The organism is Photobacterium sp. WH77, assembly GCF_022014395.1.
Taxonomy (GTDB): domain Bacteria; phylum Pseudomonadota; class Gammaproteobacteria; order Enterobacterales; family Vibrionaceae; genus Photobacterium; species Photobacterium arenosum.
The window spans coordinates 13,008-32,197 of record NZ_JAKLTE010000016.1 but is presented as its reverse complement, the minus strand read 5'-3'; the positions used below and the strand labels follow the sequence as shown (position 1 = coordinate 32,197).

At 53.8% G+C, this 19,190-nt stretch carries 18 protein-coding genes; 14 read left to right on the top strand and 4 right to left on the bottom strand.

What is annotated here, in order from left to right; genetic code table 11:
- Positions 1-145 precede the first annotated feature (145 nt).
- The 3 genes from L6J37_RS15455 (at position 146) to L6J37_RS15445 (ending at position 2,625) form a co-directional block, all read left to right on the top strand.
- On the top strand, positions 146-1,123 hold the full coding sequence (locus L6J37_RS15455; RefSeq protein WP_218386270.1) for a virulence factor BrkB family protein: 978 nt from the start codon (positions 146-148) through the stop codon (positions 1,121-1,123).
- A 19-nt stretch (positions 1,124-1,142) separates the two neighbouring features.
- The gene (gene dtd, locus L6J37_RS15450) at positions 1,143-1,580 is read left to right on the top strand and encodes a D-aminoacyl-tRNA deacylase (RefSeq protein ID WP_192017433.1); all 438 of its coding nucleotides are present in this window, start codon (positions 1,143-1,145) and stop codon (positions 1,578-1,580) included.
- A gap of 124 nt (positions 1,581-1,704) precedes the next feature.
- On the top strand, positions 1,705-2,625 hold the full coding sequence (locus L6J37_RS15445) for a bifunctional GNAT family N-acetyltransferase/hotdog fold thioesterase (protein WP_218386268.1): 921 nt from the start codon (positions 1,705-1,707) through the stop codon (positions 2,623-2,625).
- Here the strand turns inward: L6J37_RS15445 and L6J37_RS15440 are convergent.
- The 4 genes from L6J37_RS15440 to hslR form a co-directional block, all read right to left on the bottom strand.
- Positions 2,580-4,598: an AsmA family protein gene (locus tag L6J37_RS15440; RefSeq protein ID WP_237795774.1), complete on the bottom strand. Its 2,019-nt coding sequence runs from the start codon at positions 4,596-4,598 to the stop codon at positions 2,580-2,582. The two genes, L6J37_RS15445 and L6J37_RS15440, sit on opposite strands and share 46 nt — an antisense overlap.
- 250 nt (positions 4,599-4,848) lie before the next feature.
- Positions 4,849-6,483, bottom strand: coding sequence for a phosphoenolpyruvate carboxykinase (ATP) (gene pckA / locus L6J37_RS15435; protein ID WP_192017436.1), 1,635 nt, complete (start codon positions 6,481-6,483; stop codon positions 4,849-4,851).
- 308 nt (positions 6,484-6,791) lie between these two features.
- The gene (hslO, locus tag L6J37_RS15430) at positions 6,792-7,670 is read right to left on the bottom strand and encodes an Hsp33 family molecular chaperone HslO (RefSeq protein WP_192017437.1); all 879 of its coding nucleotides are present in this window, start codon (positions 7,668-7,670) and stop codon (positions 6,792-6,794) included.
- A 26-nt stretch (positions 7,671-7,696) separates the two neighbouring features.
- A complete protein-coding gene (hslR, locus tag L6J37_RS15425) occupies positions 7,697-8,101 on the bottom strand; it encodes a ribosome-associated heat shock protein Hsp15 (protein WP_192017438.1) in 405 nt (134 codons plus the stop codon).
- Between the two features lie 539 nt (positions 8,102-8,640).
- Here hslR and gspC point away from each other — a divergent pair.
- From gspC to L6J37_RS15370, 11 genes are read left to right on the top strand one after another with little or no spacing between them, the layout of a single operon-like run.
- On the top strand, positions 8,641-9,585 hold the full coding sequence (gspC, locus tag L6J37_RS15420; RefSeq protein ID WP_237795772.1) for a type II secretion system protein GspC: 945 nt from the start codon (positions 8,641-8,643) through the stop codon (positions 9,583-9,585).
- Positions 9,586-9,623: 38 nt separating this feature from the next.
- Positions 9,624-11,642: a type II secretion system secretin GspD gene (gene gspD / locus L6J37_RS15415; RefSeq protein WP_192017439.1), complete on the top strand. Its 2,019-nt coding sequence runs from the start codon at positions 9,624-9,626 to the stop codon at positions 11,640-11,642.
- Positions 11,642-13,138 carry a type II secretion system ATPase GspE gene (gspE, locus tag L6J37_RS15410; RefSeq protein ID WP_192017440.1) on the top strand — a complete coding sequence of 499 codons (1,497 nt, stop codon included), beginning with the start codon at positions 11,642-11,644 and terminating at the stop codon, positions 13,136-13,138. Before gspD ends, gspE begins: the two co-directional genes overlap by 1 nt.
- On the top strand, positions 13,138-14,358 hold the full coding sequence (gspF, locus tag L6J37_RS15405) for a type II secretion system inner membrane protein GspF (RefSeq protein WP_192017441.1): 1,221 nt from the start codon (positions 13,138-13,140) through the stop codon (positions 14,356-14,358). Before gspE ends, gspF begins: the two co-directional genes overlap by 1 nt.
- Before the next feature lie 23 nt (positions 14,359-14,381).
- Positions 14,382-14,819, top strand: coding sequence for a type II secretion system major pseudopilin GspG (gene gspG / locus L6J37_RS15400; protein ID WP_218386264.1), 438 nt, complete (start codon positions 14,382-14,384; stop codon positions 14,817-14,819).
- Between the two features lie 8 nt (positions 14,820-14,827).
- Positions 14,828-15,403, top strand: a complete 576-nt coding sequence (gene gspH, locus L6J37_RS15395) for a type II secretion system minor pseudopilin GspH (RefSeq protein WP_237795770.1) — start codon at positions 14,828-14,830, stop codon at positions 15,401-15,403.
- The gene (gene gspI, locus L6J37_RS15390) at positions 15,400-15,777 is read left to right on the top strand and encodes a type II secretion system minor pseudopilin GspI (protein ID WP_237795768.1); all 378 of its coding nucleotides are present in this window, start codon (positions 15,400-15,402) and stop codon (positions 15,775-15,777) included. Before gspH ends, gspI begins: the two co-directional genes overlap by 4 nt.
- Complete coding sequence (gene gspJ, locus L6J37_RS15385) at positions 15,767-16,432, top strand: type II secretion system minor pseudopilin GspJ (protein ID WP_218386259.1); 666 nt, start codon at positions 15,767-15,769, stop codon at positions 16,430-16,432. Before gspI ends, gspJ begins: the two co-directional genes overlap by 11 nt.
- Complete coding sequence (gspK, locus tag L6J37_RS15380; RefSeq protein WP_192017446.1) at positions 16,429-17,448, top strand: type II secretion system minor pseudopilin GspK; 1,020 nt, start codon at positions 16,429-16,431, stop codon at positions 17,446-17,448. Before gspJ ends, gspK begins: the two co-directional genes overlap by 4 nt.
- A complete protein-coding gene (gene gspL / locus L6J37_RS15375; protein WP_218386257.1) occupies positions 17,417-18,715 on the top strand; it encodes a type II secretion system protein GspL in 1,299 nt (432 codons plus the stop codon). Before gspK ends, gspL begins: the two co-directional genes overlap by 32 nt.
- Positions 18,712-19,188: a type II secretion system protein M gene (locus tag L6J37_RS15370; RefSeq protein ID WP_192017448.1), complete on the top strand. Its 477-nt coding sequence runs from the start codon at positions 18,712-18,714 to the stop codon at positions 19,186-19,188. Before gspL ends, L6J37_RS15370 begins: the two co-directional genes overlap by 4 nt.
- Positions 19,189-19,190 lie beyond the last annotated feature (2 nt).

The following is a 19,190-nucleotide window of genomic DNA, read 5'->3' as shown; positions in this document are numbered from 1 at the left end:
ACGCACTATGTTGTTGATATACCCCAATATCCATGACACGGCTGTTCAGAGCCAGAATGCGGCATATTTGAAAGGGCTGAGGTTAACTCTGTCGCGAGTAGGGTCGTTTCGTAGTTGAACGATAAACAACAAAGATTAATTCAATATGGCTGATATGAAAATAACGTCCAGGCCGGGTTTGCGCCAGGCGGTCACAGAACTTTGGCAATTCGTACAGTATTTGTACCGTCGCATCGATCATGATCGCCTGACCGTCACGGCCGGCTCTATGGCCTATGTGACGCTGCTGTCGCTGGTGCCCATGATCACTGTGGTGCTGTCAGCACTGTCGAGTTTTCCCGTGTTTGCCTCTCTGGGCGATCAGCTGCAGGCCTTTGTGTTTGAAAATTTTGTGCCGACAGCAGGGGACGTGGTGCAAAACTACCTCAATCAGTTTGTCGCTAACGCTGGCAAAATGACGGCTGTGGGGATCGGGGCCTTGTTTGTGGTCGCCATTCTGCTGATATCCGCCATTGATAAGTCACTGAATTATATTTTCCGGGTTCGCCAGCACCGCCGTGTGGTGATCTCCTTTTCGATTTACTGGATGGTACTGACCTTGGGCCCGATACTGGTCGGCTCCAGCCTGGCGATCAGCTCCTACCTGGCTTCACTGAATATCTTGGGCAGCGAAACCGTGAACGGCTTTGTACAGCAGCTGTTGCGTGGTCTGCCTGTTCTGATGTCCACCCTGGCCTTTCTGGGCCTGTATATGCTGGTGCCTAACACTAAAGTCCGGTTGCGTAATGCGCTGATAGGTGCTCTGATCGCCAGTGCCCTGTTTGAGCTGAGCAAAAAAGTCTTTGCGCTCTACATCACTAATTTCCCGTCTTACCAGCTGATATACGGCGCACTGGCTGTGGTACCTATTTTGTTTGTGTGGGTGTACCTGTGCTGGTGTATTGTGTTGCTGGGCGCAGAAATCACCGCCAGCTTGTGTGAAGAGCAGCATTGGCGTCAGCGGGCAAAAACACCGCACGGCTCAGGTGAGGGTGAAAAACAGCCTCTGGCCTCAGTGGATGCCGGGCATCAGGGAGCACAGGCATCCGGTGCTGAGCAAACGAAGAACAGCAATAAACCGTGAAGACGTACAAGGATACAAAATGATTGCGCTGATACAACGAGTGAGTGAAGCCAGTGTTGCCGTCGATGGCAAAGTGACCGGTGCTATTGGCAAGGGGTTACTGGTTTTACTCGGGGTAGAGAAAGGTGACGATGAAGCGAAAGCCCGCCGGCTGCGCGATAAAGTGCTGGGCTACCGGGTGTTTGAGGATGATGCCGGAAAAATGAACCTCAATGTGCAGCAGGCGGGGGGCAGTGTGCTGGTCGTCTCGCAGTTCACGCTGGCCGCCGATACCAACAGCGGTATGCGTCCGAGCTTTTCGACCGGGGCACACCCGGCGGACGCTGAGCGCTTGTACGATTACTTTGTGTCAGCCTGCCAGGAAAGCGCTGTCCGCACCGAAACGGGTATCTTTGCCGCCGATATGAAAGTGGCGCTTCTTAATGATGGTCCTGTCACTTTCTGGCTGCAGTGCTAGCCTTCATGCTATAGCGTGAACAAGGTGGTTATCTGAATAACCACGGCCGTTTGCGCAGGTAAGCAGACCAACAGGCGGAGCGTGTGAGTGCGCAAATGGAATTGAATGACTGGAGAAGGACGCTATGTTTCGATTGATCACCCCGCAAACTGAGGCGGAACTGGCCCGCTATTTTGACTTTCGCTGGCGGATGTTACGCCAGCCCTGGCATATGCCGGCGGGATCAGAACGCGATGCCTATGACGCCCTGAGCTGCCATCGAATGATAGTCGATGATGACGGTCAGCCGGTGGCGATTGGCCGGCTGTATATGACGCCGGAAAATGACGGTCAGATCCGCTATATGGCTGTCGATCCCAATTACCGCAATAAAGGCATGGGCGGCTTGCTGCTGATGGCGCTGGAATCGCTGGCCCGGCAGGAGGGTGCTAAGCGGCTGGTCTGTAATGCCCGCGAAGAAGCCATTCGCTTTTATCAGATCAACGGTTTTGCCAATCAGGGTGAGTTAAGCGAGGAACGCGGGCCGGTTCGTCATCAGCAGATGCTGAAATATCTGGATCCGTTAACTGAAGTGGTGCGCCATCCCGACTGGTGCCAGGAGCTGCAGGATGTCTGGCAGTCTCATATTCCGATCAGTGAAAAAATGGGCGTCAAAATCAGCCAGTACACAGGTTACCGGTTTGAAGTCAGTGCGGTACTGAACGCCAACCTCAACCCGAGGGCGACCATGTTTGCCGGCAGTATTTTTACCATGGCGACGCTGGCTGGCTGGGGATTCCTCTGGATGTTGCTGAAGGAGCGCCAGCTTCAGGCTGATATCATGCTGGTTGATAGCCGCATTCGTTACTCCGCGCCGGTGAAATCGCGCCCTCGCGCCGTCACGGGTGTGGAGACCCTTACCGGCGATCTGGACCGGATCGCCAATGGCCGTAAAGGGCGAATGGTGGTGGAAGTGCAGGTGTTCAGCGATGAATCCCATGCTGCAACCTTCACCGGAACCTATATGCTGTTTCGCTCGCAAGACAGCACGGATATGTCCTGCTGATGGTTATGCCAGCGTTTGCTGAGCTGTTGGCAGCCATTGCTGGCGTTGAGCTGGATTTCGCGTTCGGACGGGATCGCCAGATCCCACTCTCCCTGTAGCTCCGCTGTTAACTGCTGGCCTTGCAGGCTCAGCGGCTGTATGGCAATGCGTCCCCGATCAGCCCGCAACTTTAGCGGACTCAGCGTGACTGGCGAGCGGACTGGATTGTTACCACTACTGAGTGGGGTAACGGCCAGTGTTTCGCTATTCTGCCAGCTCTGCAGCAGCGAGGCTTCGCTCTGGGTCAGAGACTGTTGGCGGAATGCCGCGTTGAGATGACCATTCAAACTGTAAGCCAGCCCGCGGTGAAACTGCCCCAGACCACTTGCCTGGGCGCTGATATCCATCTTTCCCTGCAGCGGGAGCGGCAGTCCTAACCAGTGGTGCAGCATCTGTGACGGTAAACTGTCACCGGCCAGAGACAGTGTCCATGGCCAGCCTGCTTCGTTGAGCTGGATATCGGCGCTGCCTTCTAACAAACCTTCTTCAATTGGCAGATTTAACCGTGTGATTTGCCAGTGTCCTGCCTGGCTGCTCATGGTCAGCAGCGGATCGTGGATGGTGATTTGGCGAATATGGGTGAAACCGGCACTGGCATTGAGTTCACCTTGCCACAGTCCGGGTTGTCCCTGACGCAGCAACACCAGCCCTGTGCCGTCCAGATTGATATCGCTGATCTGAAAAGGCAGTGGCGCATAGGTGCCGGTCAGCTGACTGTAGCCGACAGAGAGCTGATCCACGGTCAGAGTATCCAGCTGGCGCCACCACTGATCGACCTGAGCCTGCAGAGGCGTTTGCGGGGCGCTGTCGTGCATCAGCCAGGCCTGAATGGCTTCGGGCAGTACCCAGCGAATACCCTTTAACTCCAGCTGATGCAGCAACATGGCTTCGGGCGTCAGGGTCGCCTCAGCGCGCAGGTAGCCTTCAAGCATACGGGCCGAAAAGCCGTTCAGGCTGATCTGCTCCGGGGTGAAGTGCAGCTCGGTAAGGGGAGAGTCCAGCAGCAGGTCATGCCAGCGCAGCGTATCGGCCCCCAGCGACAGACGGGCATCCTGCTGTTGCCACAGCGTGCCGGGCCAGCGCCAGTTTTCCAGGGCCAGATTCGCATGACTGGTACTGTATTCTTCGTGTTCCAGACTGCTGTCCAGGATATCCAGACGGCGTAAATCTACGCTCAGCCCGGACTCGTTCGCCTGTGCGCTCAGATCCAATAAGGTTTGGATCGGGAAATCTTGGTCTATCTTCAGGCCGCTGGCGCTGAGCTGGTGGATGATCAGGTTATGCTCGTCAGTCTGATATTCGGCCTGGCCGTGGAAGCGGGCACCTTGCCAGTTCAATGACAAACCATACACAGTCCAGGTTCGGGCATCGCGCTCCCCGTCAATAAGCACCTGCTGCAGTGAGTGATCGTGCCAGGTGGCCTGCTCGGCCGAAAGGCGGAAGTCCCCGTTGAAGTCTCCCCAGTCTTGTGCGCGGTTTTGCCAGTTGTCGAGTTCGAGGCGCGCGTTATCTAGCTGCAATCCGGGCACAGAAACAGTCAGTTTGGTCACAGCCAGCCGGCGGGCGTTGAGCTGCCCGTTTTCCAGCCCGATAACCGGTAGCCGGTCGAGATTAACGCCTTGGATTAACAGGCTGTCAAAATGCCAGCCCCGCTGGTAGAAAGAGGCGGGAGACAGCCAGAGATCAAGCTGCTCAGCGGCTAAGGCGGGCGCATCTTGCCTTTGCCAGCGTGGCTGGCTTAGTCGTAAATGCAGCGGGTCGCTCTGCAGTGAATATTGCACACCGGTAACCTGAGCGCCGCTGTAGCCGGCTCCCTTTAAAAAAGTGTTCACCAGGGCAGCGCTGTAGCGGGTATGCAGCAGGATGACAATAATGGTTGCTGCCATCAGCAGCAGAATCATCAGGGTAGCCAGTATTTTTGTGAAGAAACGCATGCCGAACTCCATATCAGCCGCCAAACCATGTTTAGGCCGCTGCCGGGCAATCGGGCGGTGATGAAAGTCTTGGGAAAAAGGCATGGTAAGGCCGGTGTCAAAAGAGTGAAGGAAATGCGACTACTTGGCAAGGAATGCGGCGGGTTTTTGTTGGCTATTTAGTGTTTAGCTAAGGTTGTTGCACGAGTGTGCGATTGGTTCAGAGACAAGGAAGCCCTGCGGTGCAGGGCTTCTTTCAGTTTCACTCAAATCAGTCCAGCTGAGGGCCAGCGGCAACCAGAGCGGCACCTTGTTCGTTATCTGTGTATTTATCGAAGTTGCTAATGAAGAGTTTGGCCAGATCGTTGGCTTTGGTTTCCCATTCCGCTTCACTGGTATAGGTATCGCGCGGATCCAGAATGTCGGGGTTCACACCCGGCAAGGCTGTCGGCACGGTCAGATTGAAAATGGGCACTTGCTTGGTTTCAGCGTTTTCGATCGAACCGTCGAGAATGGCATCAATAATGGCGCGGGTATCTTTGATTGAGATACGTTTACCGCTGCCGTTCCAGCCAGTGTTGACCAGATAGGCTTCAGCGCCTGCCGCTTCCATGCGTTTGACCAGCACTTCCGCATATTTAGTCGGGTGCAGACTCAGGAATGCATTACCAAAACAGGCCGAGAAGGTCGGTGTCGGCTCTGTGATGCCACGCTCGGTGCCAGCCAGTTTCGCCGTAAAGCCAGACAAAAAGTGGTACTTGGTCTGCTCAGGCGTCAGCTTGGACACCGGAGGCAGTACACCGAAGGCGTCAGCCGACAGGAAAATCACTTTATTGGCATGACCACCGCGGGATACCGGCTTCACTATGTTCTCAATGTGGTACAGCGGGTAGGACACACGGGTGTTTTCGGTTTTAGAACCGTCGTCAAAATCTATGGTGCCGTCATCGCGAACGGTCACGTTTTCCAGCAGGGCGTCACGACGGATCGCCTGATAGATGTCCGGTTCGGCTTCTTTCGACAGTTTAATGGTTTTGGCGTAGCAGCCCCCTTCGAAGTTGAAGACACCGTTGTCATCCCAGCCATGCTCGTCATCACCAATCAATTTACGCTTAGGATCGGTAGACAGGGTGGTTTTACCTGTGCCGGACAGGCCAAAGAACACGGCAACATCGCCATTTTCTCCCTGATTAGCTGAACAGTGCATAGAGGCAATGTCCTGCAGCGGCAGGAAGTAGTTCATCATAGAGAACATGCCCTTTTTCATCTCGCCGCCGTACCAGGTACCCCCGATCAGCTGCATGCGCTCTGTCAGGTTGAACACGGTGAAGTTTTCAGAGTGCATGCCGTGTTGCTGCCACTGGTCATTGGTGCATTTGGCACCGTTCATCACCACAAAGTCGGGTTTGAAGGTGGCCAGCTCTTCGTCACTCGGACGGATGAACATGTTCTTCACAAAGTGTGCCTGCCAGGCCACTTCAGTGATCACCCGAATACATAAGCGGGTGTCCGGGTTTGCACCACAGTAGCCGTCGATCACAAACAGACGTTTGCCGGATAGCTGATTGGCGACCAGCGCTTTCAGATCGCTCCAGACCTCTGAACTCAGTGGTTTGTTGTCGTTGCTGCCTTGATCTGACCACCACAGAGTATCGCGAGTGGTGTCGTCTTTGACTATGTACTTATCTTTTGGAGAACGACCGGTAAAAATGCCAGTGTCTACAGAGACAGCGCCCAGCTCTGTCACTACGCCTTTTTCATAACCTTCCAGACCGGGTCTGGTTTCTTCCTCAAAAAGGACTTCGTAGGAAGGATTACGAAGGACTTCTTTTACGTTATGGATACCATACTGAGACAAATTCAGCTGTTGGTTGACCTTTTTATCTTCGGCGTGCATGACTGTCATTAGCGACTCCTGGGGGGTAAGAGGTAGTTAGGCTGTCTTTTTTTACCCTGCGTACAGGGAGGTAGCTTTTGTCGTAACCACATACAAAGTGTGGTTACTTTCTAGTGTTTTTATCTGTACCTAGCCTAATTTTACCCTGTCTGGAAAGGTTTATGCCAGTGTAAGTGATTAATATTCCTTGCCAATTAAGCATGAATAAGCTGTGCTTGCATTTCAGAAAGTAGCATAAAAGTGTGGGGGAGTTAAAAAAAAAGCCAGCATGTAGCTGGCTTATGTAATTTACTTTCAGTCTTAATAATGGATGAAAATTAATGCAGCTGCGAATCGTCGGCTTCGGAGCCGGTTTCGAACAGGCTGGTAATATCAAAACTGTCGAAATCGTAGCTGGTGCCACAGTAGTCGCAATGCAGTGAGACTTTACCCTCTTCCTGCAAAATACGTTCAACTTCATTACGATCCAGTAATTTAATGGCACCGGCGCTGCGCTCGCGAGAGCAGCCGCAGTGGAAAATCACCGGTTGCGGATCAAAGAGTTTTACTTTCTCCTGGTGGTACAGGCGGTATAACACGTCCTGAGCAGGTAGACCGAACAGCTCTTCATTCTTCACTGTCTCTGTTAATTGCTCCAGGTGCTCAAAATCACTGGCATCGCCTTTACCATCTGGCAGGATCTGCAGCAGCATGCCTGCGGCTTTAGTCTGGCCGTCGGCCTCACCGGTGCGCAGCCAGATGCGGGTCGCCAATTGCTCTGAGTTAGCAAAGTAGCTTTCCAGACACGCGGCAAGCGTGTCGCCTTCCAGGCCGACCACGCCCTGGTAGCGTTCACCCTGGTTCGGTGTGATGGTAATGATCATATGGCCTTTGCCCATTAGATCGTGGATGTTGCCGTCCGCAGCCAGTTCGCCGTCCCAACGTGCGACACCACGCATCTGCTGGTTGTGATCACCATTAATCACAGCCAGTTTCACAGGACCGTCACCTTGCAGTTGTACCGTGATGGACCCCTCGAATTTCAGAGTGGCCGTCAGCAGGCTGGTGGCAACCAGCAATTCGCCCAGTAGTGTCTGCAAAGGCGCAGGGTAGTCCTTGCTGGCAATAATGTGCTGATAGGTATCGGTGAGTTGTACGAGTTCACCGCGAACAGACACATCGTCAAACAGGTAACGGTAAAGATTATCGCTGGTCATGATTTGGTTTTCTCCGGCACTCACTGTCAGTGATTGCTTTTAAACTTAAGTATATCGCGTCGCTGCTTTTTATCCGGGCGCTTGTCCGGGTGCGGATTGTGCGAATTGAGCTTACGCATCTGTGCCTGTTGCTCGCGCTGAGTCAGGCTGGCTGCTGTTTCCTGATAAAGGGTTTGGGCCTCCGGGGCGCCACGACGCGTACCGGACACTTTGAGGATAGTGACTGTTTTTTCCTCATTACCCTGCCGAAGTTTGATTTCAGCCCCCAGCTCGACAAGCTTGCTGGGTTTGGACCGCTGGCCGTTATAGTGCACTTTTCCGCCGTCGATCATGTTTCGCGCGATCGAGCGGGTTTTGTAAAAGCGGGCAGCCCACAGCCATTTGTCCAGACGCACTTCTGTTGTATCGGATTCGGAGGGTTGCCGACTCATAAAACAGGCTCCTTACCCAAATGGGCGCTAAAAATATCACAATGGAAATGCTGCGTCAGCTGCATAGCCTGATTCCCTTCCGGATTGTCTCTGAGTCAAGGTGATAGCGATCCGGGTAAGTCACAGATCACCAGCGTCACATTTTGGCTAACGACCCGAAAAGCCAAGGAAAAATACCGTTCGTTTTGGCTTGATCTGACATCCAGCATGCACAGCGTTGGGTTTTGCCGTCATGCGAAGATAGCCTTAGATCTTGTTTCGTTGCACAAAAAGTCAGCGTTACAGGTACACAGTAGTTATTAAATGGTGATGCCGGATCGCAAATTCAACAATGAATGGGAATTTCCTCACACGAAATAACACACTGCTAAATGAGTAGTATTTTTTCAGTGAGTGGGTTTGCTATATTAACCTGTCATGCAACAAGATGAGCGTCGGGATTGCGGCAAGCAAAAATCCGCTTGAAATAACTGGAACTCAATCCGGGCTTTTCTTGTCATATTATTGATTACAAAGAGTCATGAGGCAGAAAACAGCAAATGGATGTAGCTAGGGTAACAATGCACTGGCGTCAGGCAGTGACGGGGAAACGTATGCCCTCAATGCAGTCTCTGACCCGAATCGTGACCTGGTGTCTGGTGGTTGTTCTGGCCTGGATGCTGGGGCGTCTTGTGTGGTCGGCATTACAACCAGTGGAAGCGCCGCCGGCCTGGCAGGCACCCAGCATCAAGTCTGGCGGGGCTAATCAGCAGGGGCTGCAAGTCTCTGAATTGCTGACGTTGGAGCTGTTCGGCCGCTATCGGGCGGATGCCCCTAAGGCAATTCCTCAGCAACCTGTCAAACAGGATGCACCAGAGACTAAACTTAACCTGACACTGGTTGGGGTGGTGGCGAGTAACAACCCGCAAACCACTCTGGCTGTGATCACCAATCGGGGTAAGCAGAATACCTATGGTTTGAATGAAGCGATAGACGGCACGCGCGCGACCTTGCAGGGGGTGTTTGTTGATCGGGTCATTATCCGTAACAACGGGCGCGATGAGACACTGATGCTGGACGGACAAAAGTTTGGCCAGAATGGGTCTCAGGTGTCAGCCCCTTCTACTGCACCGGCTGCACGGCAGGCACCCGAGCCGACAGTGCAGCCCGATGCTGCCGAGTCCGAGGGCGCCGGTGACGAGCTGGCGCAGATCAAACAAGAGATCATGGACAAGCCGCAAAACCTCTTCTCATACATTCGTTTATCTCAGGTAAAGCAGGATGATGAGCTGATAGGTTATCGGGTTAATCCAGGGAAAAACCGTGTGCTTTTTGATGCCGTTGGGCTGCAGCCGGAAGATCTGGCAGTGAGTCTTAACGGCAATGATTTGAAGGACCCGACCGTGATGGCACGGTTGTGGACTGAGCTGTCCTCTGCCACTGAACTGACATTAACAGTAGAGCGTGACGGGCAGTTACATGACATATTGATAGAGCTGCAATAGCGGCACGAATACATTGCGTATATACGCAGGAGTTTTTTGTGAAAAAATGGATGGGTAAGGGCACCCTGTGGCTGGCGGCCAGCTTGCTGTCGACTCCCCTGATGGCAAGTGAATTCAGCGCCAGTTTCAAAGGAACTGATATTCAAGAGTTTATCAACATTGTTGGACGTAATCTGCAGAAAACTATCATTGTGGATCCCTCTGTCAGAGGGCAGGTGAATGTCCGCAGCTATGATCTGCTGAACGACGAACAGTATTACCAGTTTTTCCTCAACGTACTGGAAGTGTACGGGTTTGCCGTCGTCGAAATGGAAAACGGCATACTGAAAGTTATCCGTGATAAAGACGCGAAAATTTCTTCTATTCCTGTCGTTGACAGCAAAACCCAGGCGCAGGGTGATGAAGTGGTGACCCGGGTGGTGGCGGTACGCAATGTCTCCGTCAGAGAGCTGTCTCCTCTGCTGCGTCAGCTGAACGATAACGCAGGTGCGGGTAACGTGGTGCACTACGACCCGGCGAACATCATCATGATCACCGGCCGTGCGGCCGTCGTTAATCGTCTGGCGGATATCATTGAGCGGGTTGACCGTGCCGGTGATAAAGAGATCGACGTGGTTGAGCTCAATAATGCCTCTGCCGCAGAGATGGTGCGCATTGTCGATGCCCTGAACAAGTCGGCTGATGCCAAGTCGACGCCAGAGTTTCTGCAACCTAAATTAGTCGCGGATGAGCGCACCAATTCTGTGCTGCTGTCCGGCGATCCTAAAGTGCGTGAGCGCCTTAAACGTCTGATACGCCAGTTAGATAAAGAAATGGCGAGCTCGGGCAATAACCGTGTCGTTTACCTCAAATACGCCAATGCCGAAGAGCTGGTCGATGTACTGAAAGGGGTATCCGATAACTTGCAGGCCGAAAAACAAGGCAATGGTCAGGCCGCTGCTGTTGCTAAGAAAAATGATGTGATGATAGCCGCGCACGCCGACACCAATGCCCTGATCCTGACGGCACCGCCGGATATCATGCGCGCGCTGGAAAACATCATTGCCCAGCTCGACATCCGCCGTGCTCAGGTGCTGATTGAGGCGATGATTGTTGAATTGTCTGAAGGGGCCGGTATCAACTTCGGTATTCAGTACGGCTCGAAAGAAAACGGGATAGTGCAGTTTAACAACTCTAATGTGCCTGTCGGTCAGTACCTGATTGGTCTGGAAGAGGCGAAGGATACTACCCGGACCGAGCAGCGCTTTGACAATAATAACAATCTGGTTGACGTGGAAGTTACCGAAAGCGGCGATTTTTCGACTCTGGGCCAGGTGCTGTCAGGTGCCAATGGTGCGGTACTGGGCTTGATTATGGGTGACTGGACCATGCTGGTCAATGCGGTGGCCACAGACCGTGAATCTAACATCCTGTCTTCACCCAGTATTACCGTGATGGACAATGGCGAAGCTTCGTTTATTGTCGGTGAGGAAGTACCTGTGGTGACTGGCTCAACGGCCAGCTCTAATAACGATAACCCATTCCAGACCGTCGAACGCAAAGAAGTGGGTATCAAGCTCAAAGTGACCCCGCAAATTAACGAAGGGGATTCTGTGCAGCTCAAGATTGAGCAAGAGGTCTCTAACGTTCTGGGTGCCAACGGCGCGGTTGACGTGCGTTTCTCCAAGCGACAGCTTACCACCTCTGTGCTGATTCAGGACGGACAGATGATTGCCCTGGGCGGCCTGATCCAGGACGAGACCAACGAAAATGAATCCAAGATCCCGATTCTTGGCGATATTCCTATTCTGGGCCACCTGTTTAAATCCAACAATACCAGTAAGGGCAGAACCAACCTGATGGTATTTATTAAGCCGACCATTATCCGTGATGGCGTGACGGCAGATGGTATTACCCAGCGTAAGTACAACTATATCCGGGCTGAGCAGCTGTATAAGGCCGATGAAGGCCTGCGTCTGATGCCGGAGACCAAAACCCCGGTATTGCCGAGATATGGCGAAGATATTTCTCTGCCCCCTGAAGTACGGGCATTTGTATCCCGTCTGGAGGAGAAGTGATGGACACGCTGCGCCCGGCCGATCTGGTGCAGTTCCGTTTGCCGTTTTCTTTCGCCAAGCGTCATAAAGTGGTGCTTGAAACGGGTGAACACGGCAGGGTGCTTTATCATGACGGACCGCTAAAAGCTGTGGTGCTGGCGGAAGTGCGCCGGGTGTCTGGCCGCAGTTTTCGTGTTGAAGCGCTGGAACCGCATGCTTTTGAACAACGCCTCACCGATGCCTATCAGCGTGATTCGTCGGAAGCGCGTCAGTTGATGGAAGATCTGGGCTCTGACAGCGATGACTTTTTCTCGCTGGCTGAAGAGTTGCCTCAAACCGAAGACTTGCTGGAATCGGAAGATGACGCGCCAATCATCAAGCTGATCAATGCCATGCTGGCTGAAGCGATCAAGGAAGGAGCCTCGGATATCCATATCGAGACTTTTGAGAAAACCTTGTCGATTCGTTTTCGTGTCGATGGCGTGCTGCGCGAGGTGCTGACCCCGAGCCGCAAGCTGGCGCCGCTTCTGGTCTCCCGGATCAAAGTCATGGCCCGGCTGGATATCGCCGAGAAACGCGTGCCTCAGGATGGCCGGATCTCTCTGCGCATCGGTGGCCGGGCGGTAGACGTGCGGGTGTCAACCATGCCGTCCTCGCACGGTGAGCGTGTCGTATTGCGTTTGCTGGATAAAAATGCGACCCGGCTGGATTTACACAGCCTGGGCATGACGCCCCGTATTCACAAAAGTTTCCAGTACCTGATTGCCCGTCCGCACGGCATCATACTGGTGACAGGGCCGACCGGTTCGGGTAAATCGACCACTTTATATGCCGGCCTGCAGGAGCTGAACAGCCATGAGCGCAATATCCTGACGGTCGAAGATCCGATTGAATTTGATATCGATGGCATAGGTCAGACGCAGGTGAATACCAAAGTGGACATGACCTTTGCCCGTGGGCTGCGGGCGATTCTGCGTCAGGATCCGGATGTGGTGATGGTCGGTGAGATCCGTGACCTGGAAACCGCTTCCATTGCCGTGCAGGCCTCCCTGACCGGTCATATGGTGATGTCGACCCTGCACACCAACACAGCGATTGGTGCCGTGACCCGTTTGCGCGATATGGGCATCGAGCCTTTCCTGGTCTCTTCTTCTTTGCTGGGAGTACTGGCGCAACGTCTGGTACGGACGCTGTGTCCCCATTGCCGCGATCCCTATCAGGCTGACAGTGAGCAGAAAAAGCTGTTCGATGTACCGGAATATGAGTCCTTGACCCTCTATCATGCCGTCGGTTGCGAGCACTGCAATAACAAAGGCTATCGTGGCCGGACCGGGATTCACGAACTGCTGCTGGTGGATGAACAGGTACAGGAGCTGATCCATGCCGATGCCGGCGAGCAGGCGATAGAAAGAGTGATCCGCCAGCACACCCCGAGTATCCGTGATGATGGTCTGGCCAAAGTCCGCCAGGGTATTACCACGCTTGAAGAAGTGATGCGAGTGACCAGGGAGGGCTGATGGCAGCATTTGAATATAAGGCCCTGGATACCAAAGGACGCCAGAAAAAAGGCGTCATGGAAGCCGATACGGCCCGCCAGCTTCGCCAGCAACTGCGCGAGCAGGGATTGATCCCGGTTGAAGTCAGCCAGAGTCATGAGCGTGAAAAGCGCAAGGCGGGCGGGCGGATTGCGTTTCGCCGCGGGATCAGCACCAATGAACTGTCCCTGCTGACCCGCCAGCTGGCCACCTTGGTCCAGGCGGGGATGCCGTTAGAAGAGTGCCTGCGCGCGGTGGCCGAGCAGAGCGAAAAAGTCCGTCTGAAAAACATGATGCTGGCGGTGCGCTCTAGAGTAGTTGAAGGCTACACCCTGGCAGACAGCATGGCAGAATTCCCTCATATCTTTGACCAGCTCTTTCGGGCCATGGTCTCGGCAGGGGAAAAATCCGGCCATCTGGATACCGTGCTCAACCGTCTGGCCGATTACACTGAAAACCGGCAGAAAATGCGCAGTAAGCTGCAGCAAGCGCTGATTTACCCGACCATGCTGACTCTGGTTGCCGTGTCTGTGGTGGCTTTTTTGCTGGCCACTGTGGTGCCGAAAATTGTGGATCAGTTTGTTCATATGGGGCAGGAATTGCCGCAGATCACTCAGGTGCTGCTGGCCGCCAGTAATTTTGTTCAGCACTGGGGACTGGCCGTTGTGCTGGTCATCATACTGCTGATTGCGGGTATCCGGATGGCGTTGCGTCGTCCGGACCTGCGGCTGCGCTGGGACAGGCGGATGATGGGCGTTCCTGTTATCGGTAAAGTGGCGCGTGGCCTGAACACATCCCGTTTTGCCCGCACGCTGTCGATTTGTACCTCCAGTGCCATCCCTTTGCTTGATGGAATGAAGGTGGCCTCTCAGGTCATGACCAATACCTGGGTGAATCAGGAAATCCTTGAGGCAGCCGATAAGGTCAGGGAAGGCGCCAGTCTTCGCGTCTCACTGGAACAAACTAAGCTGTTTCCGCCCATGATGCTCCACATGATAGCCAGTGGTGAGCGCAGTGGCGAGCTGGAGCAGATGCTGACCCGGGCGGCCGATAATCAGGACAGAGATTTCGAATCTTTGGTCAACATGGCACTGGGGGTGTTTGAACCCCTTTTGATTGTAGTAATGGCTGGGGTGGTGATGTTTATCGTTATCGCGACTCTGATGCCAATCATTGCCCTGAATAACATGGTGGGCATGTAGTTTTCCCTTTTGGAGGTGTGTCAATGCAACGTCAACAACGCGGTTTTACCCTGCTGGAAGTCATGGTGGTTATCGTGATTCTGGGCGTACTGGCCAGTCTGGTCGTCCCGAACTTGCTGGGTAATAAAGAAAAGGCCGATCAGCAGAAAGTCGTGACCGATATTGGTGCGCTGGAGCAGGCATTGGATATGTATAAGCTGGATAACAGTGTTTATCCAACCACAGATCAAGGTCTGGATGCGCTGGTGACTGAGCCATCGTCAAGCCCTGAACCACGTAATTACCGTAACGGTGGCTATATCAAGCGTCTGCCTAAAGACCCTTGGGGTAACGACTATAACTACGTGATGCCTGGTGAACATGGTCCGGTGGATGTCTTCAGCCTGGGTGCTGACGGCCAGGAAGGCGGTGAAGAGGTCAATACCGATATCGGTAACTGGAATATGCTGGATTACCGTTAATTCAAACTATGAAACGTGCAGCTGCCGGATTTACGCTGATTGAACTGATGCTGGTGCTGGTATTGCTGGCCACCAGCGCCGTAGCCGTTGTGATGACACTGCCGGCGCCTAAAAATGAGGTGCTGAAAGAAGAATCACAGCGATTTTATTATCTGGTGCAGCTGCTGGGTGAAGATGCCATGCTGAATGGCCGTGATTACGGTGTCCGGGTTGACAGGCAGGGCTACCAGTTTTTTGAGCTGGACCCGAACGGCTGGCAACCCCTCAAGGATTCACGTTACTTCAGCGAAGTCACTTTGCCCGATACGCTCGGCATGGAAGTCAAGGTTGGCAGCGACGCCTGGCAGGACGAGGATCGTTTGTTCGAACCCGGTTCGCTGTTTGACGAGGATCTTTTTGCCAGTGAAGAAGATGAAAAAGCCAAACCGCCGCAGATTATCGTGATGTCCAGTGGTGAGTATACGCCTTTTACTGTGTCGTTTGATGCCAGTGGAGAAGGTGATATCTGGACAGTCGAAGCCGATGAAGTCGGACAATTGCACCTGCTTGAACCGGGAGCCACCCGAGAGGAGTCAGGCCAATGAGTTCCCGGCGGAAATTATCTTCTCACGCGGGTTTCACATTACTGGAAGTGCTGGTTGCCATGGCCATATTTGCGACGGCCGCCTTGAGTGTGATGAAGGCGGTCGGACAGCACATCAACGCTATGGGCTACCTGGAGCAGAAAACCTTTGCCACCATGGTAGCGGATAATGAGCTGGCCCGAATTCGCATTGCAGGCGAGCGGCTGACCGCCGAGAAGAAAGGCAAATCTGAGCTCGCCGGACGGCAATGGTACTGGTCAATCAAAAGCACCGCCACAGCGGATGGCTACCTCCGGGCTCTGGATATCGTTGTCGCTACCGATGAGGCACTGAAAGACAGGGTGGCGACCTTAAGGACTTACATTGAGAACTGAGCATCGTCAGCCATTATCGCGACATGCGGGATTTACACTGCTCGAAGTACTGGTGGCTATTGCGGTGTTTGCTATGTTCAGCCTGTCGGCCTATCAGGTCATGAACGGGGTGCAGCGCAGCGATGAACAGTCGCGGGAGCATAACCAACGGTTACAGGAAATTCAGCGGGCCATGCTGATGCTGGACAACGATTTTCGTCAGATTATCGGCCGTCAGGTCAGGCAGCAGGGCAATAACGAGAGTGGCCCTTTGTTGCAGAGCGGCGAATACCTGCTTGATTCCGCCAGTCACGGCATTATTTTTACCCGCGATGGCTGGCAGAACCCACAGCAAATGTTTCCCCGCAGCGAGATTCTCCGGGTGGGCTATCGCATTATTGATGACAAACTCGAGCGGGTGTGGTTTCGCTATCCCGACACTGTGGTAGGTACTGAGCCTTTGGTGCGTAAGGTGCTGCAAGGGGTGACGGCTTTGTCATTCAGCTATTATGGCCCGCAAGGCTGGCAGGAAGCCTGGTCAGATAATACCAGATTGCCCAAAGGCATTGCTGTCACCCTGACACTGGAAGATCTGGGTAAGATAGAGCGCGTTTATATGCTGCCGGAAGCGGTATTGCCGGACGCAGAAAAGCCAGATGAGGAGACCGCCTCATGAGACAGTCTCCCGCCAGACAGCAAGGGGTAGCCTTAATTGTGGCCCTGCTGCTGTTAGCCATAATGACATTGCTGGCGGTTCAGATGACAGATCGTCTGCAACTGAATTTTTATCGGGTTGAGAATCAGGTTTTTAACCAGCAGGCCTATTGGTATAGCCAGGGTATGGAGCAGTTGGCCAAAGTGGCGATAGAACAGAGTCTGGCGGACAGTGACACTGTTAACTTAAGCCAGGTCTGGGCAACCGAAGGCCAGAGCTATCCGCTGGATAATGGCGAAGTGCAGGGAAATATCTATGATCTGCAGGCGTGCTATAACCTGAATGCCTTGTCGGGTCAGGCACCTGAGCAGGATCGCAGCCAGAAGCCGTTTCGGGTACGTTTTCTGCAGGCTCTGTTAGAAGAGGCGGGAGCGGAAAGCTATGAAGCAGAAGTGGCAGCGGATTCGGTGTGGGAGTACGTCGATCCCGACGAGACAGTGTACAGCGCCTACGGTGCAGGCGACAGCAGCTATGAAGGGTTTTCACCGGCATACCTGCCGCCCAGAAATCTGATGGCAGATGTGAGTGAGTTTCGCGCGGTGAATGGCGTGAGTGCCACCATGTATCAGCAGGCTCGCCCTTTATTATGTGCCTTACCGTCGACCGATCTGCTGATCAATGTCAATACGATCCAGCCAGCTCAGGCAGCGTTGCTGGTCGGCGTATTCAGCCCGGAGCTGAGCCTGGATGATGCCCGTCAGTTGATAGAGAACCGCCCTTATGACGGCTGGCAGGATGTGGATGCCTTTCTGGCCGAAGGGGCCGTTAACCGGCTGACTGAAGCGGCGCGCAAGCAGGCGAAATCTTACCTGGCCGTAAAAAGTGATTTTTTTGAGCTCGATGCTGAAGTGACAGTGGATCGTGCGCGATTGCGAATACTAGCCCTGCTCAAACGAGACGGGGAGAACAAGGTGACTGTCGTACGTCGCCGTTATGGAGGAATGAGTGAGCGAGTTTCTGACGATAAGGCTGAGTAGCCGTCCTGACGGGCCGGTACATTGGCTGGTCTGGTCGCCACAGCAACAGGAAGTGATTGCCTCGGGTGAACTGGCTGACAGTGGTCAGCTGGGCGAGCTGGCGGCATACGGGGAAAACCGGCCTGTGTATCTGCTGGTATCAGGCAGCGATGTGCTGTTGAGCCAGGTATCGATCCCATCCGGGTCCGGGCGTCAACTGGCACAGGTACTGCCGTATCTGCTGGAAGAAGAGCTGGCTCAGGATGTTGATGATCTGCACATTCATATGCTTAAGCGGGAAGCCGATAAAGCGGATGTTGCTGTTGTCGGACATCAGCGGATGCAGCACTGGTTGTCGTTATGTGACGATGCCGGGCTGGCCGTACGAAAAATCATTCCAGACTGTCTCTGTTTGCCGGCCTTTGACAATAGTTACAGTGCCGCCGAAATTGATGGTCAGTGGCTATTGCGCCAGTCGGCGACTCAGGGCATTTGCGCCGACACCGAATGGCTGGCGAGCTGGATGATGGCACAACAGGTGCCATTAATCAGCCAGGTGCTGGAAGAGGAATCCCCTGAAGCGCAGAGCGCCGATGCGCAAACCGCGGCCGAGGCGTTGACGGACGACACAGAAGATTCGGTCAGTCAGCACCGGATTCGTCATTTCACCCCAGCACCATCCGGCATGCCGGGACACTGGCAGGCCGAAGCGCCTGAGCTTGTGATGGCCTTGTTGGCGAAAGGGGCTGATGACAGCAAAGTCAATTTACTGTCCGGTCCTTATAAACTGCAACCGACCTGGCACAAAGCGCTTAAGCCCTGGCGAAAAGTGGGCATTGCCGCTGTGCTGGTACTGGGCGTGCTGGTGGCTGAATATGTGGTGCGTGTGCAGGGTATGGAAAATCAGGCGCTGGCCTATAAAACCGAGAGTGAGCGTATCTTTCGTCAGGTACTGCCGCAATTTAACAATATTCCCACCAGCAGTTACCTGAAACGCCAGATGAATCAGGAGCTGTCACGCCTCGGCGGTGCGGAATCGGGTCAGGGGGTTTTGCCCTGGCTGATTGAGCTGCGTCCGGCGTTACTGAAAGTGCCTCAGATCTCGGTGCAGAATCTGAAATACGATCACAACCGCCATGAATTGAGATTGCAGGCGGTGGCGGCTGAATTCCAGCATTTCGAACAGCTCAGGGTTTTGCTGGTGGAAGGATTTGAAGTTGAACAGGGCCAGCTTAACCGTGACGGCCAGCAGGTAAGTGGTGCTCTGGTGCTGAGGAGACGTTCGTGAATCAGTGGTTTAAAGCATTAAGCGGGCGAGAGCAGCGTCTGGTGATTGGCGGCGCAATCGCACTGGTGATTGCCGTATTATACTGGGGCATTTGGCAGCCGATGGCACAAAGGGCTGACTCTGCCGAGCAAAACCTGCAAACAGAGCGTCAGCTACTGAGCTGGGTCAGCGAGAAGGCTGACGATATTACCGCGTTGCGGGCTAAAACCGGCGCAACTGGCAGTGTCAGCCCCCTGGGGCTGAATCAGGTCGTCAATGAAACCACGCGCCGGTTTCGCATTGAATTGATCAGAATGCAGCCGCGTGACGAAGCCGTTCAGGTTTGGGTGCAGCCTTTGCCCTTTAATACATTAGTTAACTGGCTGGCTTTTCTGCGTGAAGAACATGGTATTGAAGCGCAGTTTCTGGATGTATCAAAAACCAATCAGGCGGGGCTGGTAGAAGTGAACCGTTTACAGCTGGGACGAGGCTAAGC